Raw genomic sequence first — 16,645 nt, forward strand, 5'->3', positions numbered from 1 at the left:
CTATAGAATCCTCTTGAATTTTCTTTCGATTTCCGTTTTGCTGATGGAGACGATCGTCGGTCTTCCGTGGGGACAGGCGTAGGGATTTTCCAGACTCATAAGCTCGGAGAGAAGCGCATCCATCTCCCGGAAGCTTAAGCGCATATTCCCCTTCACGGCCGCCTTGCAGGACATGGAGGCGATTCTGTCATAGATGGATTCCGCAGTATGTCTTCCGCTCTCCTCGCAAAGCTCGTCCAAAAGCTCCAAAAGGAGCTCCTTTTTCCCGATCCGGGGAAGATCCGCCGGAACCGCGGAGACGGAGTAATCCCTGCCCCCAAGCTCGCTGATCTCATAGCCAAGCTCACGGAAATAGCTCAGATATCTCTGAAGGATCAGCTCCTCCCGAGAGGAAAGCGTCAGGACGATCGGCGGGGAGAGATACTGCGAAAGCGCTTTCTTCTCCCGAAAGCGCTTCATCAGGCGCTCAAAATTCACCTTCTCGTGTGCAGCGTGCTGATCAATGAGGAAGAGCTTATCCCCGTATTCGATGAGCCAATAGGTATCGAAGAGCTGCCCTATGATGCGCTGCTCTGTCCTTGCTTTCTCCGAGAGGAAGCGCTCCGAAAAGAGGCTCTCCTGCTTCCCGGACAGAGCCTCCGAGCGGGATTTCTCTTCCGCATTCTCCCCTTCTCTTTCCCCCTCGCCTTCTTCCTCTTCTCTTTGCTCTCTTTGCTCCGAAAAGCTGGGATTCTCCCGGATATTTCCCGGGACGAAATCCTCCGCCCTGCGGTAGCCTTCCTTCTCCTTAAAGGGCGCGGAAGAGCTCTCCTCCCCGCGCTCTCCCTGCGAAAAGGAGGGCGTCATTTCCAGCCTCCTTCTCTCAAAGGGCTCCGGCGCAGGGCTTGGCCCCCTCTCCTCCGGATCCTCCCTCTTTGGAGGCTCGCCATCCGCGATCATCTCCGTCTCATGGAGTGCCCGCTCGATCGCGTCAAATACCGCAGTATAGATCCCCTCCCCATCGGAGAAGCGGACCTCCAGCTTCTGCGGGTGCACATTGACATCCACAATCGCGGGATCCAGCTCGAGCATCACAACCGCAAAGGGAAATTTATGCTGCATAAGGAAAGCGCGGCAGCCATCCTCCAGCGCCCTCGTTAAGAGAGGGCTTCGGACATGGCGGCAGTTTACGAAGAAAAGCTCACAGCTTCGATTCGAGCGGTTCGTGCTCGGCTTCCCGACGAAGCCGCTGATACGGAGCGCGGGTCTCCCCGTCTCTTTCGACGGAAGATAAGAGCCGGAGAGCGGGATCAGCTGCCCCCTCAGTTCTCTCCCGTAGACCGCATAGACCGCATCTAATGGAGCCCCCTTCCCAAAGCTCACAAAGCGCTGCTTTCCGTCCTGGAGATATCGAAACGCGATGTCCGGGTGGGCGATGGCCTCCCTTTCGACGATTTCCTGCACCCTCGCCCCTTCTGTCTTCCGGGATTTCAGGAACTTCCGCCTCGCGGGCACATTGTAGAAAAGCTCCCGGACCAGGACCGTCGTTCCGTCCATCGCCCCGATCTCCGAGAGCGAACGCTCGACACCTCCCTCGATCTCGTAGCGGGAGGCGAGAAGCGAGTCCGGAGTCTTCGTGATAAGCTCTGTCTTTGAGACCGCGGCGATGGAGGCAAGTGCCTCTCCCCGAAAGCCGAGCGTCCGGATCCGGCCGAGGTCCGACGCATCCCGAATCTTGCTGGTCGCATGCCGGAGAAAGGCGGTCCGCACCTCCCCCTTCGCGATCCCGGAGCCATTGTCCGTGACCCGGAGAAGGGAAATTCCCCCGTCCCTGATCTCCACAGAGACCGCGGACGCCCCTGCGTCCACCGCGTTTTCCAGAAGCTCCTTCGCGATGCTGGAGGGGCGCTCGATCACTTCCCCCGCTGCGATCTGATTGATCGTCTCCTCGCTAAGAATCCTGATCTTCACCTTCTCTCCCATCTCCGGGTCCTCCGGAAGCTTCTCCCTGAGGCTGCCTCCGATCCGGCGTTGGACAGCCTCTTCCATTCATCCTGCTCAGTGCTCCAGGGAGAGCTTCTCTCTGAGCTCGTAGAGCGTATTGATCGCATCGAGCGGCGTCATGCGGTTTAAGTCGAGAGAGGCGAGGCAGCGAAGCGCTTCTTTTGCCCCTGCCTCGGCTTCCTCCACGCTCTCCTCTTTTCCGGGGAGGGTCCGAGGCTCTGCCTCTCCCGGGCTTTCCCCCTCTCTCTCCTTCTCTCCCTTCTCCCTTTCTCCCTCTCCGCCCTTTTCTTTGGAGGAGAGAGAGGGCTCCGGGAGCTCATGTGTCCTTCGGAGTATGTCCGCGTCAGAGAGCTCCCGGGAGATCTCCTTTGCCCGCTCGATCACCGGGGAAGGCACACCCGCGAGCCCCGCCACATCGATGCCGTAGCTTTGGTCCGCGCCGCCCGGGATGATCTTTCGGAGAAAGATGATATCCTCGTCGTGCTTTGAGACCGCGACGCAGTAATTGTTCACGCCGGGAAGTCTCCCCTCCAGCTCCGTAAGCTCATGATAATGCGTCGCAAAGAGTGTCTTTGCCTTCACCATCTGGCTCAGGTATTCGACCACGGCCCAGGCGATCGAAAGCCCGTCAAAGGTCGAGGTCCCGCGCCCGATCTCATCCAGGATGAGAAGGGAATCCGCGCTCGCGTTCCTCAGGATATTCGCGACCTCATTCATCTCTACCATGAAGGTGGACTGACCGGAGGCGAGATCATCGGAGGCACCGACCCTCGTGAAGATCCTGTCGCAGACCGCAATATCCGCCTCCTCCGCCGGGACAAAGGAGCCGATGGAGGCCATGAGAACAATGAGGGCAACCTGCCGCATATAGGTGGACTTTCCCGCCATATTAGGCCCCGTGATAATGGAAATCCGCTCCTCTCCCTTGTCCAAAAGGGTATCGTTGCTGACAAACATCCCCTCGCGGAGAAGCCGCTCCACCACCGGATGCCTCCCCTCGCGGATCCGGATTCTCCCCTCGCTGTTGATCTTCGGCCGGACATAGCCTCTCTCCGCCGCAACCCTGGAGAGAGAGAGCATGCAGTCCAAAAGCGCGATCTCCCGGGAGCTTTTCTGCACCCTCGGAATATTTTCCGCGATCCTGTCCCGAAGCTGACAGAAGATCCCGTACTCCAGCGCATTCAGCTTCTCCTCCGCGCCAAGGATCTCATTCTGGAGCTCCTCCAGCCGATCCGTGGTGTATCTCTCCGCCCCGGTCAAGGTCTGCTTTCGGATAAAGTAATCCGGAACCAGATTTTTAAAGCTGTTGCTCACCTCGATGCAATAGCCGAAGATTCTGTTGTAGCGGATCCGAAGACTCTTGATCCCCGTCTTCTCTCTCTCGGAGCTCTCCAGCTCCGCAAGCCACTCCTTCCCCTTTTTCCGGGCAAGCCGGAAGTGGTCGGCCTCCTCATGATAGCCCTCCCGGATCAGTCCGCCGTCTCTTGCGGAGAGAGGCGGATCCTCCACAAGGGCCTCGTCTATGAGCTGATAAAGATCCGAAAGCTCATCCATCTCCTCATAGATCTCCCGGATCAGCTCGGAGTGAAAGCCGGAGATCTGCTGCCGGATATCCGGCAGCAGGCGAAGAGACTGCTTAAAGGCAAGGAGATCCCTCGGGTTTGCGGACTGATAGCTGATCCTCCCGAGAAGTCTCTCGAGATCATAGATCGTGTTGAGATACTCCGAAAGCTCCTCTCTCTCGATATAATGCGAGCAGAGCTCCTCCACCGCGTCCTGTCTCCGTCGGATTTCCCCCACATCTATGAGCGGCTGCTCCAGAAAGCGCCGGAGGAGACGGGCCCCCATCGCGGTCCTCGTCCTGTCGAGAACCCAGAGCAGGGAGCCCCGCTTCTTTTTCTCCCGAAGCGTCTCCGTGAGCTCGAGATTCCGCTGCGAAGCGCTGTCCAATATCATGAACTGTGAACTCTGATAGCGGCGTATATTTGCAATATGGGAGACAGAGCCCTTCTGGGTCTCATAGATATAGGAGAGAGCCCCCGCCGCGGAAAGCTTCTCCAGCTCCCTGTCGGAGAGGCCGATCCCGGACAGTGTCGCGTGAAAATGCCTCTCCAGAAGGCGGTCCGCATTTTCCTCCTGAAAGACACTGTCCGAAAGCTCCGTCACAAGGAGAGAGAAGCGCTCCCTGAGCTCCTCGATCTCCATCCCGGAGATCATGAAGCTGTGATTGCACACGATCTCCCGGGGGGAGAAACGGGAGATCTCATCCAGAAGCTCTCCCCGCTCTCCGCAGTCCGTGCACAGAAACTCCCCGGTCGAGATGTCTGCCGTCGAAACGCCGAAGCGCGCCCCGTCGTAGAAGATGCTCATCAGAAAATTGTTCTTCCGCTCATCGAGCACGCTTTCGCTTGTGAGGGTCCCCGGGGTGACGACCCGGATCACCTCCCTCTTTACAAGGCCCTTCGCCAGCTTCGGATCCTCCATCTGCTCCGCGATCGCAACCTTGTAGCCGCGGGAGACAAGCCTTGCAATATAGCTGTCTGCCGCGTGGTAGGGGATGCCGCACATCGGCGCCCTCTCTCCGCCTCCGCAGTCCTTCCCGGTCAGAACGAGGTCCAGCGCCTCGGAGGCCTTCTTCGCATCCTCGAAGAACATCTCATAGAAGTCGCCGATCCGGTAGAATAAAAGCGCGTCCGGATACTCCTTTTTACTATCCAGATACTGCTGCATCATCGGTGAGAACTTTTTCTCCGCCATGCATCTCCCCTCTTTCCCGCAGCCCTCAAAGCAGCCTTCCCATATAATAAAAGCCCCTGCTCTCCAAAAGCTCTACGGACACAAGCTCCCCGATGAGCCGCTCTCCTCCCCGGAAATGGACGAGGATATTGTTGGAGAGGCGGCCCGTGAGAAAGCCCGGCTTCTCCCTGTCCCTTTCCTCCACCAGAACCTCCATGACCTTTCCGATATCCCGCCCTTCATTCTCCGCGGAGCTCTCCCGCACGGCATCGAGGAGGCGGTGAAAGCGATCCTTCACAAGCTCCTCCGAAACTCCCTCCCATTTTGCGGCGGGCGTCCCGGATCTTTTGGAATAGACGAAGGTAAAGGCGGAATCAAATCCCACACGCCGGACGACATCCATCGTATCCTGAAAGTCTCTCTCGCTCTCCCCCGGAAATCCCACGATGATATCGGTCGTGAGGCTCACATCCGGCAATTTCTCCCGGATCCTTCGGACGAGGGCGAGATAGGATTCCTTCGTATAATGCCGGTTCATCCTCCGAAGGACCTCCGTGGAACCGGACTGCAGCGGAAGATGAATATGCCTGCAGATATTTTCCCTCTCCCCGATGAGATCGATGAGCTCCTCCGAAAAATCCTTCGGATTCGGCGTCATAAAACGAATCCTTCGAAGCCCCGGAATCTCCGATACCCTTCGGAGGAGCTCCGGAAAACGGAGCTCCTCTCTGTCCAGTCCATAGGAATTTACATTCTGTCCGAGGAGCATGATCTCCTTCACCCCGTCTCTGACCAGATCTCGGCACTCTCTCAGAATCTCCTCCGAGCTCCTGGACTTCTCCCTCCCCCGGACATAGGGGACGATGCAATAGGTGCAGAAATTATTGCAGCCATAGCTGATGTTCACAGAAGCCCGAAAGTCCGTCTTTCTCAGAGAGGGGAGATTTTCCACGATGAGACTCGTGTCATCGATGATCTCCACTGTCCGCTCATCCCTTCGGAGCGTCCGGTAGAGAAGCTCCGCAAGCTTATAGACATTATGCGTTCCGAAGATGAGCTTCACATAGGGATAGCGCTTCCGGATCGTCTCGACCTCGTCCTTCTCCTGCATCATGCAGCCGGTGATGCCGAGGATCATCCCTTTCCGTCTCTCGCATTGATGCTTCAGACGGCCGATCCTGCCGTAGAGCTTCTGATTCGCGTTCTCACGGACGGTGCAGGTCGTAAAAAGGATGACGTCCGCGTCATCCTCCCTCTCCGCCTCCCGGTAGCCGCAGCCCTTCAGGATGCCTCTCAGCTTCTCTGCGTCCTTTGCGGACATCTGGCAGCCGATCACATTGACGAGACAGCTCGCCCCGTAGCCCTCCCTCTTCTTCCGTTCCACGAGCTCTCTCACCCTGTCCATGAAATAGTACTGCCGCCCCGGCTCCCCGGAAGGAGCCTCCGGCCCCCATTCCGAGCCGCTGTAATCCAGATTATTCTCCATCCTGTCCTTTCGCCCCGCTCTCTCCTCCGCCGTATTCCTTGTCCGGACGCAGGAAATCCCCACACCGCGGCCCCCCGCGGCATGAGGATTTATTATAGCAAAATGCTGTCTCTGTGTCAAAATAGGACTCTCTCCCCCGCCCTAGCTGTCCTCCAGAAAGCCCGCAAGGGCATTTTTATACTTCGGGAGACTGATCTTTTTCAGTGCCTTCGCCTCAATCTGCCGGACCCTCTCTCTCGTGACTCCGAACATCTGCCCGACCTCCTCCAGCGTGTGGGACTCCTCCCCGTGGAGCCCGAAGCGGTGGATCAGGACATCCCTCTCCCGGTCCTTCAGATTCTCCAAAAGCTTATCGATCTCCTCCCGGAGCATGACGTTTGCGGCGTTTTGCTCCGGAGAAATCATCTTTTCATCCGCGACAAAATCGGAGAGATTGGAATCCTCCTCGTCTCCGACCGGAGTCTCCAGAGAGGTCGGCTGCTTCGAGACATCCAAAATCTCCTTCAGCTTCTCCTCCGTCATATTAAGAGACGCAGCGAGTTCCTTCGGGGAGGGCTCGTAGCCGAGCTCCAGAGTGAGTCTCCTCTGCGTCCTCGTCACCTTGTTGATGCTCTCCACCATATGAACCGGGACGCGGATCGTCCTGGACTGATCCGCAAGTGCCCTTGTGATGCCCTGGCGGATCCACCAGGTCGCATAGGTGGAGAGCTTAAAGCCCTTGTCCGGTTCAAACTTCTCCACGCCCTTCATCAGTCCGAGATTTCCCTCCTGGATGAGGTCCAGTATGCTCATCCCTCTCCCGGTATAGCGCTTCGCTATGGACACCACCAGTCGGAGATTCGCCTCCACAAGCCTCTGCCTTGCGAGAGGATCCCCCTCCTTGCTCCGCCTGGCGAGCTCCTTCTCCTCCTCCGGGCTTAGGAGCGGAATCGTGCCGATCTCCTTCAGGTAAAAGCGCACCGGATCATCCGTCTCGATGCCGGTTAAGAGGCTCAGAGACTCCAGATCCAGGCGCTCCTCTTCCTCATCCGGAAATTCCTCCTCACTGGAAAGCGCCTCCATTTCCCCGTCTTCCTCCCCGGATTCGATCTGGGAGAGCATGCTGTCGCTCAGCACCGGATTGATTTCGACGCCGCTCTCTTCGATATATTTTCGAATATGCTCAAACTGCTCCTCCGGGATATCATAGCCTCGAAATGCATCGGCAAGCTCAGTCTCATCGATGGAGTCCTTATTTTCCTTTCCCTCCTGAATCAGCTCACTCACGATTTCAAGAAGCTCGGTCTTCCCCAGTTGTCTCTTTTCTTCCGCTTCCTTATCCGTCTTTTTCTTCTGCATCTCTTATCCGTTTCTTAAGCGCTTCAATCCTCGACACAAATTCATATTTTAGAACATTTTCCGTAAAATATGAATAGCGATTTTGTAAAATTGTAAGAGCAAATTTTCGTTTTCTTCGATAAAACAGTATTTTCTTCCCTGCGAAAAGGCAGGGGACCGAAATAGGAGCGTGAAAAGGTCTTCTCAGCTTCGAAGCGTCGCCCTCAGGCGGTCCGGCTTTAGGAGAAGATCCAGACCGTCTGCGGCGGAGAGCACCAGCACATCCGCGTGGGAGAGAAGGGAGGCGCAGAGTCCCTCGCGATCCAGCACCGCGATGGAGAGAAGGGAGGCGTCGAACATCGGGATATCGTTGAATCCATTTCCGAGACTGACGACTCCCCCGCCGCAGGAGCTCGCGATCTCGGCCTTGCAGCCCGCCGCCCCCTCCCTCGGAAAGGTCGAGATTTCGATCCCGAGCGCATCGCACTGGCTCCGCACGCTTCCATAGGTATCCGCCGTCAAAAGCTTCACGGAAAGTCTCCTCTGAAGCTCCTTAATCCGCTCCGAGAGGGCGGGGAGCAGGATGCCGTCCGCCGCGATGGTTCCGTTGTAATCTAAAAGCAGGGTCTTAAGCAGCAGCTTCTCCCTTCCGGGAATCTCGATCTCTATCATTTCCGCCCCCTATCCTATTATCCTTTCCTGTCCATCCTGTATGCCTTATATGCCCTGGAGAAAGGCCCTCGTCTCCTCCCTCTTTGCTCCCGCAAAAAAGCTCTCCCTCTCCCCTCTTTCTAAAAGCCGCCCCTGATGCAGAAATACGACCTCATCCGCGATGCGCTTCGCCTGGGAGATATTGTGTGTCACAAGTATAATGCTGTACCTCTCCCGGCACCTTTTCAGCATTTCCTCGATCTGCCCCATAGAGACGATGTCCAGCGAGGAGCAGGGCTCATCCAAAAGGAGAACCTCCGGCTCCACCGTAAGAGCGCGCGCGATGCAAAGCCTCTGCTGCTGCCCTCCGGAAAGCTTCAGGGCGCTGTGATCGAGCTCCCCCTTCACCTCCTCCCAAAGCCCCGCCATCCTAAGCTTCTCCTCCGTGATCCGCATAAGCTCCGAGCGATCCCTCTTCCCGTAGTAGCGAAGACCATAGCACATATTTTTCCGGATGGACATGGGAAAGGGCGTCGGTGTCTGGAAGACCAGCCCGACCCTTCTGCAAAGCTCCTCCGTCCGAAGAGCCGAAGCGGACTCCCCGTTTAAGAGGATCTCTCCGCTCAGCCTGGCCTCCCTCAGATTCCGTATCATGCCGTTTAAGCATTTTAGGAGAGTCGTCTTCCCGCAGCCAGACGCCCCCAGTATCGCGGTGATCTTATGTTTCGGAACCGAAAAAGAGATCCTGTCCAGCACGGTTTTCCTGCCGTAGGAAAGGCTCAGCTCCCTGAGTTCCATCGCGGCTGTGCTCTCCTCTCCGCTGTCCTCCCCTTTTCTTTCAAGCTCCTCCATCTTTCCTCCATCCCCGATGACTTCCCTCATCCTCTCCACCGCCTTTCCCGGTATCGGGCATATGCTGCTGCGGCGAGCCTGCACAAAAGCAGAACAGCGATCATGACAAATGCCGTCCCGTAGGCCGTCCTCAAAGAGCCCGCGCCCTGCGCGATCAGGAGGTAAAGGTGCAGGGGAAGAGCCATCGCCGGCTCCAGGAGGCTTTTCGGATGGGCGGAGAATGCGACAGCGCCGGTAAAAAGAATCGGAGCGGTCGCCCCCATCGCGAAGCATCCGCCGAGAAGCAGGGCGGAAATCAACTCCCCAAGACAATAGGGAAGCACCATTTTCTTTACCGTCCAGGCCGGAGAGCAGCCCATAGCCGTGGAGGCATCCAGCAGCTCCTGCGGAAGCTCCAAAAACGCCTTCTCCGCCCGCATCTCAATAAAGGGGAGGATCATGATCGAAAGCGCCGCTCCGCCGGACAGGACGCATCTCCCAAGCCCCAGAGAACGGACCAAAAAGCTGTAGGCGAAAAGCCCGAGCACAATGGACGGAATCCCGGATATGCATTGGATCACCAGCCGAATCGAGGCGCGCATCCATCTGCTCCTGCAAAAAAAGACCAGATAAAGCGCTGCGGCGATCGCGGGGATCCCGGCGAGAAGCACCGCGGTCCCTGAAAAAAGCAGGCTTCCCGTAATGGCAGGGGCGATACCGCCCTCCTCCCCGAGGACCAGGCCCGCCGGAGCCCTGGTCAAAAAGCCGGGGGAGATCACGGAGCTTCCGCGGCCGAGAATATAAAGGATCAAAAAAAGGACCGAAAAGACCGAAGCTCCCAGAGAAAGCGCCGAAAAGAGGCGAAGCAGAAGGCCGAAAAAATATTCCCTCCTTAAAGGAGAAAGGCCCCGCTTTCCGTCTTCCGCAGTAAAGGAGGATCTTATCCCCCGGATATGCCCTCTCTCCCTTTTCTTCCGACTCAAAGATATCTCTCCTCCTCGATATCCGGAAGCCTGCTCCGGATCAGCCCGATTGTGAAATTGATCAAAAACAGAAAGAGGAGAAGCACAAAGCCCGCCGCAAAGAGCGCATGGTAATGCGTGCTTCCCGCCTCCGCGCTCCCCATCTCCAGAGCGATCAGCGAGGCGATGGTCTCAGCCTTTCCCAGGATCCTCGGGAAGAGATTGGCATTCCCGACGAGCATCATAACCGCCATCGTCTCCCCCATCGCTCTCCCGAGCGCAAGGATCAGGGCGATGAGGATGCTGCCCGCGGCCTGCGGCAAAATCAGGCTGCGAACGGTATAGCTCAGGCTGATCCCCATGGCCTCCGCCCCCGGATAATACCGTTCCTTCAGCTTCCGGAAGGATTCGCTGAGCGAAGCGATCATAAACGGAAGCAGCATGACGGAGAGGACCAGCGAGGCCGCGAGCACGCAGCTTCCGGTATGTACCCCGGCCCGGATAAAAAGAGGTGTCACCAGCTCGATTCCGATAAAGCCATAGATGACCGAGGGAATTCCGGCCAGAATATCGATCACAGAGCAGAGGAAGTCTCTCAGCTCCTCCCTCAAAAAGCAGGAGAGACAGAGCGCGGCACCGATGGAGAGAAGCGCTGCGAAAATCAATGCAAGAAAGGAGACCGCAGCCGTCGCCGCGATAAAGTTAAAGATTCCGAACGCCTTTTCGCCCCCAAGATCGACGGGCATCCACCTCTCTCCGAAAAGAAAAGAAAAAAGCGAAAGCTCGCGAAAGGTCGGAAGAGCCTCTCTCGCGATAAAATACATCACAAAGAGAAGCAAAAACACGGTCAGGGAGAGGAGAAGGAGGAGGCAGCCGATAAAAAGCCTGTTTTCCATTTTTCTCATTTTCGCCTCCCCACATCCACAACGGCAATTTCCTGCGCCCGCCTGAATTCAGCCGGCTTCTTTGAGAGGCGCTTCCCTGTCTCTCTGCCTCTCCGCCTCTCCAGCTCCTCCGTCTCTCTGCCTCTTTGCGCACAGTTCGTCCGCCTCCTCGCCTTCACTATAGCTGCAAGCATCAGCCTACGCCTCTCCCCTTCGATGGCGCTGTGAATGCAGCGTCCTTCCCGGAGCCCGATAAAAGCCTGGGCGCTTATACCGTAAAGGCCGGAATATATCCGTTTGCCTCTATGACATCATAGCCCGTCTGTGAAAAGATATAGTCGATGAAAGCCTCCTCATTCTTTGCGGGCTTCTCTCCCGTCACAAACATGACCGGTCTTTGGATCTTGTAGCTTCCGCTCAGAATATTCTCCTTTGTCGCCTCGATCCCATCCACCTTAAAGGCCTTGAGCGAAACGGCCTCCTTGTTCGCCTTATTAAATGCGCCGTAGCCAACGTAGCCTATCCCCCAGGGATCATTCGAAACATTGGTCGCAAGCTCCGTCATGGAAGCGGACTGCGTCGCGGAGGGAGTGATCTCCTTATCCCCCATGATCGCCTTCTGAAATACCTCATAGGCGCCGCCCGAGAGATCGCGGATGTATACATTGATCGGCTCATCCGGGAGGCTGTCGTCTACCTGCTTCCATGTGCCGATCTCCCCGTCGAAAATCTTTTGTATCATCTCCGTATCCAGATTATCCAGCTTCTCCGCTGCAGGATTCTTCGCATTGACGGAGACCGTCAGCGCATCCCTTGCCACAACCCAGCTCTGATAATCCGCCCCGAGCTTCTCTACCTCGGAGTCCTTGATGTCGCGGGCGAGCATCCCGAAATCCGCGGTCTTATCGATAGCCGCCTGCACGCCGACCCCTGAGCCGCCCGGCGCAACATAGATGGAGATATTCTCCTTCGGAAAGGAGGGGTCCACCTTATCCCAGCTCTCATATTTTTCCGTAAAAGACGAAGCCAGGGAAGACAGGATCGGATAGAGCGAGGTAGAGCCGCAAAACAGAATCTGTGCCTTAAAGCCGGACGCATCCGACGAGGCTTTGCTCTCCTCCGCTGTGCCGGACGCGCTTTGATCCTTAGAAGAAGGAGCGGAGCCGCAGGCTGCGACGGAGAAAAGCAGCATGAGAACGGCAAGTAATAAGCTGATTTTTTTCTTCATTTTTCCCTCTTTTCTTTTCCTCTTTTCTTTCGACAAACGGAGACTTTTGCGGTATTTCCCCCTGCCGCCATTTCCTTTGACCGTCCCAAAGGACAAAGCAAAAAGGCGCCGCAGAGCTCCCACTGGCGCATTCACCTTGGATACTAGACATAGACTGTGCTTCGGTCAAGTCCTATGTTTTTATAGATATTCATGAATGTATAGCGTTTTTTTATATCAAAACCGCGAAAAATCCCGCCCTTTCATCGGCCGGAAAAAGCAGAAAAAGAGGTCGCTTGAAATCCGAGCTTCCGGTTTAAAAAATTAAGGAAATACTGATTTATTCATGACTCATGTGCCATGGCTTGTGCCTCAAAAGGCACTCTCGTTCGGGGCTCCACGCAGCGGTACTAAATTCACGCCTCGTTACACTCCTGTTCATCAAGTACCGGTGTTCCGCACGCTTTTTCGGCATCACGCCCGTTGGCATGTAATTTTTCTGATTGAATCGGTGTTTCCTTAAGCTCCCCCTTTCCGATTTTCAGGCGGAACTTCGAACGGCAATTAACACGAGGTCGAAAAAGACCTGCATAAGGGGAATGGATCTGTTCAGCCCGCCTCATCTATGATAAAATGAGGAAAAGAGCGGACATTTATGCTGAAATCACCGGCAGTACAGTCTGCGCAGCTCTTCTCAGAGCTGCATTCCGTCCCACTGGCAGGAAAAAGGAAGGAGTCCATTATGAAATGCCCGAATTGCGGAAATGAGAACCCGGACGGTCAGCGCTTTTGCGATCACTGCGGAACGGAGCTTCCCAGGCAGCAAGGCAGTGCTTCCGGGGCAAGCTTTAATCAATATTACCAGTCGCAGCAGCAGAATGCTCCGCTGCAAAACTATGGAGAACCGGCAATCCCGCCGGAGTATAGACCGATCACTATGTGGGGCTATGTCGGCTACTTCCTCCTCTTTTCGATTCCGCTTGTCGGGCTCATCCTCATCCTGATCTTCAGCTTCGGAGGAACGACGAACATCAATCTGAGAAACTATTCGAGGTCCCTCCTCTGCCTTATGCTGATTTTCCTGGTGATCTTCCTCCTCGTCTTCTCCTGCAGCGCACTGGTATTCAGAGCGATTATACCTGATTATTACTATTAAAAGCTATATGCCGTCTCACAGGATTACGGAAGACCAAGACATATTAGATGAGTAAGATCATGAGCCCGGATTCCCACGGAATCCGGGCTCATTTACGCTATCCTTCCCTCTCAGGAGACAGGACAGGGCTGCTGCGCTTCCGCCGCCTTCATCATAAGCGCGCACTCGATCCGCTTTCGGAAGAGCCTGCAGCCGTATTCATAGCAGCCGTGGATATCGCCGACAGCATGGAGCGCGTTGGCGGCACAGCCCCCGGCACAGTAGAGCTGTGCCCAGCATTTTCTGCAGTCGGGCCGGGCGTAAATATTGCAGGAGCGAAATGCATCCCGGATCTTTTCCTCCGTGACTCCCTTCCATATATCGCCCAGCCGGTATTCCGGATCGGAGACAAACTGATGGCAGGGATAGAGCTCCCCCCAGGCCGTAACCGCCATATATTCCGTGCCGCTTCCGCAGCCGGAGATCCGCTTGTAGATACAGGGGCCACGGTCAAGGTCCAGCATGTAGTGATAGAAGGTGATGGGCTTTCCCTCCCTCCTTCGGCGAATCATATCCTTTGCCAAAAGCTCGTATTGCTCATAGAGCTTCGGGAGATCCTCCTCCGTCAGATGACAGGGATCCTCCGGAGAAGTCACAACCGGCTCCATGGAAAGCTCCGTAAAGCCGAGCGCGTCCGCCATATGAAAGATGTCCTCCGTGAAATCCGTATTATAATGCGTAAAGGTCCCCCGCATATAGTAGCCCCTGTCTCCTCTGGCCTTCACGAATTTCCGGAAGTTCGGCACGATTCTCTCGTAGCTCCCCCTTCCCCCGCTGTCCACGCGGAAGCGGTCGTTGACCTCCCGCCTTCCGTCCAGACTCAGGACCACATTGTAGCACTCCCGGTTCGCCCATTCGATCACCTCGTCCGTCACAGAGACTCCGTTTGTCGTCAGAGTAAAACGGAAATTCTTCCCGTGCTCCTTTTCGATGGACCTGGCATAGGAGACGAGCTTCCGGCAGACCTCGAAGTTTACCAGCGGCTCTCCCCCGAAGAAGTCCACCTCCAGATTTCTCCGGCTCCCGGAATTCTCAATCAGAAAGTCGAGCGCCCTCTTCCCGGTCTCAAAGCTCATAAGTCCCTGCTTCCCGCAGAAGCTTCCCTGAGAGGCGAAGCAATAGGAGCAGTTCAGATTGCAGCGGTGCGAGACGAGAAGGCAGAGCGCCTTTATGACATTGGAGCTTTGCTTCAGCCTCCCCGCGATATTTTCATAGATATCCCTGGAGAAAAGCTTCCTCTCGGAGACAAGCTCCCGTATATCGGAGAAGCAGTCTCGAAGCTCCTCCTCACTGTATTCCGGCTTCTCCTTCAAAAGCTCCTCCCGGGCCTCCTCCTCGCTTTTCCCGAGATCCAGAAGGCGGATCGCGTCGTAGGCGAGAGCGTCCACGAGATGGACACTTCCGCTGAAGACATCGATCACGATATTATAGCCATTCATTTTATATTGATGAATCATGCTCTGTCCTGTCGGTCTCCTTCGGGCGAAAGCCGCTCCGCAGAAAGACCCGAAAAGCCGGACTCCGCGGCCGCATGGGACAGCGGCGCGAAACTTCGGCATGAGAAAGCCGGGACATTCCCGCCCCGGCCGAGAGACAAAAACGAAGCGCCGATTGGAGCTTACTTTCCTTCCTTCTCGCACTGCTGGTTCGCGATGCCGCAGCTTGTCTTGCAGGCGGACTGGCAGGAGGTCTGGCATTCGCCGCAGCCTCCGTTCTCCATGCTCTTCTCCATGTCTCTTGTGTTCAAGGTGATGATATGCTTCATAGCCGTCCTCTTTCTCTGAAAACTGCGCCGAATCGGCGCGCAATCGGGATGATCCCGCTTTTTTATTCTACACAGGATACGGAAGGCTTGTCAAGGAGCGTAGAGCCCGCATTCTCTCCGACGTCTTTCGCTCCCTCAAAATCTCACAGCATCCTCTCCGGGCGGACCGCCTCCTCATATTCCGAGGCGTCGAGAAAGCCCAGCACCGTGACCGCCTCCTTCAGACTAATCCCCTCCTCCAGGGCCTTGTGCGCGCATTTTGCGGCATTTTCATAGCCGATCCGGGGGCTGAGGCAGGTGACGAGCATGAGAGAACGCTGGAGCTTTTCCTCCATATTCTCTCTTTTTGCCCGGATGCCGCTCACGCAGTGCCTGTCAAAGGAGAGCATCCCATCGCTTAGGAGACGGATCGACTGCATCATATTATAGGCCAGGACCGGCATAAAGACATTGAGCTCAAAGTTTCCCTGGCTCGCCCCCATACCGATCGTCACATCGTTTCCCATCACCTGAATCGCGATCATCGTAATGGCCTCGCACTGCGTCGGATTGACCTTCCCCGGCATGATGGAGCTCCCCGGCTCATTTTCCGGGATGCTGATCTCGCAAAGTCCGCAGCGCGGCCCGCTGGAGAGCCAGCGCACATCATTCGCGATCTTCATGAGATTCGCCGCCAGCGTCCTCAGGGCGCCGCTGAGATACGAATAGCTGTCCTTTGCGCTAAGAGCATGAAACTTGTTCGGCTCCGGCGAGAAGCTTTCTCCCGTGAGTCTTGACAGGCTCTCACAGCAGAGTCTGTCAAAGCCCTCCGGGCAGTTCAGCCCGGTTCCCACCGCGGTACCGCCGACGGCAAGCCTCCGTAGTCGCTCCGAGGACTCCAGGATCTGCTCCCGGGACTCCTCCAGCATCCCTCTCCAGCCGGAGATCTCCTGACTGAAGCGAAGCGGCACAGCGTCCTGCAAATGCGTGCGGCCGATCTTTATGAGCTCGCGATTTTCCTCCTCCAGCCGCTTCATGCTTTCGATCAGACCATCCGCCGCGGGCAAAAGGCTCTCCCGGATCCCCAAAAGCGCCGCTACATGCATGGCGCTCGGAAAGATATCATTGGAGGACTGGGATCGGTTGACATGGTCGTTCGGATGCATCTCTATCCCCGGATCCGCCCTCATGGCAATATGCGAAATCACCTCGTTCATATTCATATTGCTCTGCGTCCCGGAGCCTGTCTGCCAGACCTTAAGCGGAAACTCCTTCGAATACTTCCCGTCGATAATGTCCTTGCACGCATCCCGAATGCATTTTGCTCTCGGCTGATCGAGCATTCCGAGCTCCTCATTCGCCTCTGCCGCCGCATACTTTAAAAGCGCGAGCGCCCGGATCAGCTCCCGCGGAATTTCCTCTGTCCCGATCCGAAAATTCTCGAGGGAGCGCTCTGTCTGCGCCCCCCAGAGACGCTCCGCCGGGACCCTGAGCTCTCCCATCGTATCATGCTCTATCCTGTACTCATACATCCTCGCGCTCTCCTCTCTCCATAGACATTTATCGAAATTTCCCTTATTATGGATCAAACTCTTCCTGCTCATTGTAACATCAAAAACAGATGCAAAACAGAAATTTTCCCGCGCCTC

Annotated in this window: 14 protein-coding genes; 1 reads left to right on the forward strand and 13 read right to left on the reverse strand. The window is 56.2% G+C overall.

The window, feature by feature from the left end; all coding sequences use genetic code 11:
* From mutL to GCWU000341_RS05790, 10 genes are all read right to left on the reverse strand, one after another.
* A complete protein-coding gene (gene mutL / locus GCWU000341_RS05750; RefSeq protein WP_009214872.1) occupies window positions 1-2,028 on the reverse strand; it encodes a DNA mismatch repair endonuclease MutL in 2,028 nt (675 codons plus the stop codon).
* A gap of 9 nt (window positions 2,029-2,037) precedes the next feature.
* A complete protein-coding gene (mutS, locus tag GCWU000341_RS05755; RefSeq protein ID WP_009214873.1) occupies window positions 2,038-4,740 on the reverse strand; it encodes a DNA mismatch repair protein MutS in 2,703 nt (900 codons plus the stop codon).
* Window positions 4,741-4,765: 25 nt separating this feature from the next.
* On the reverse strand, window positions 4,766-6,205 hold the full coding sequence (miaB, locus tag GCWU000341_RS05760; RefSeq protein ID WP_009214874.1) for a tRNA (N6-isopentenyl adenosine(37)-C2)-methylthiotransferase MiaB: 1,440 nt from the start codon (window positions 6,203-6,205) through the stop codon (window positions 4,766-4,768).
* A 141-nt stretch (window positions 6,206-6,346) separates the two neighbouring features.
* A complete protein-coding gene (locus GCWU000341_RS05765) occupies window positions 6,347-7,498 on the reverse strand; it encodes a sigma-70 family RNA polymerase sigma factor (protein ID WP_050761957.1) in 1,152 nt (383 codons plus the stop codon).
* A gap of 228 nt (window positions 7,499-7,726) precedes the next feature.
* Entirely contained in the window at window positions 7,727-8,194 is a 468-nt protein-coding gene (locus GCWU000341_RS05770) for an HAD family hydrolase (protein ID WP_009214876.1), read from the reverse strand.
* A 45-nt stretch (window positions 8,195-8,239) separates the two neighbouring features.
* Window positions 8,240-9,025 (reverse strand): phosphate ABC transporter ATP-binding protein, encoded by a 786-nt coding sequence (locus GCWU000341_RS05775; protein WP_330360379.1) that lies wholly within the window; start codon window positions 9,023-9,025, stop codon window positions 8,240-8,242.
* A 26-nt stretch (window positions 9,026-9,051) separates the two neighbouring features.
* Window positions 9,052-9,987, reverse strand: a complete 936-nt coding sequence (locus GCWU000341_RS05780) for a PstA family ABC transporter permease (protein WP_009214878.1) — start codon at window positions 9,985-9,987, stop codon at window positions 9,052-9,054.
* On the reverse strand, window positions 9,984-10,871 hold the full coding sequence (gene pstC, locus GCWU000341_RS05785; protein WP_009214879.1) for a phosphate ABC transporter permease subunit PstC: 888 nt from the start codon (window positions 10,869-10,871) through the stop codon (window positions 9,984-9,986). The genes GCWU000341_RS05780 and pstC overlap by 4 nt, the downstream gene beginning before the upstream one ends.
* Window positions 10,868-11,044: a hypothetical protein gene (locus GCWU000341_RS13485; RefSeq protein WP_009214880.1), complete on the reverse strand. Its 177-nt coding sequence runs from the start codon at window positions 11,042-11,044 to the stop codon at window positions 10,868-10,870. Before GCWU000341_RS13485 ends, pstC begins: the two co-directional genes overlap by 4 nt.
* A 74-nt stretch (window positions 11,045-11,118) precedes the next feature.
* Complete coding sequence (locus GCWU000341_RS05790; protein ID WP_040653739.1) at window positions 11,119-12,078, reverse strand: phosphate ABC transporter substrate-binding protein; 960 nt, start codon at window positions 12,076-12,078, stop codon at window positions 11,119-11,121.
* Between the two features lie 721 nt (window positions 12,079-12,799).
* On the opposite strand from GCWU000341_RS05790, the gene GCWU000341_RS12625 reads away from it, so the two are divergent.
* Window positions 12,800-13,213, forward strand: a complete 414-nt coding sequence (locus GCWU000341_RS12625) for a zinc ribbon domain-containing protein (protein WP_196794804.1) — start codon at window positions 12,800-12,802, stop codon at window positions 13,211-13,213.
* A gap of 110 nt (window positions 13,214-13,323) precedes the next feature.
* On the opposite strand, the gene scfB is transcribed toward GCWU000341_RS12625, so the two are convergent.
* From scfB to fumC, 3 genes are all read right to left on the reverse strand, one after another.
* Entirely contained in the window at window positions 13,324-14,709 is a 1,386-nt protein-coding gene (scfB, locus tag GCWU000341_RS05800; protein ID WP_009214883.1) for a thioether cross-link-forming SCIFF peptide maturase, read from the reverse strand.
* Between the two features lie 161 nt (window positions 14,710-14,870).
* Complete coding sequence (scfA, locus tag GCWU000341_RS05805) at window positions 14,871-15,017, reverse strand: six-cysteine ranthipeptide SCIFF (RefSeq protein ID WP_021774277.1); 147 nt, start codon at window positions 15,015-15,017, stop codon at window positions 14,871-14,873.
* Window positions 15,018-15,160: 143 nt separating this feature from the next.
* Window positions 15,161-16,528, reverse strand: coding sequence for a class II fumarate hydratase (gene fumC / locus GCWU000341_RS05810; RefSeq protein ID WP_040653742.1), 1,368 nt, complete (start codon window positions 16,526-16,528; stop codon window positions 15,161-15,163).
* Window positions 16,529-16,645 lie beyond the last annotated feature (117 nt).

This window comes from Oribacterium sp. oral taxon 078 str. F0262, from assembly GCF_000160135.1.
GTDB lineage: Bacteria > Bacillota > Clostridia > Lachnospirales > Lachnospiraceae > Oribacterium.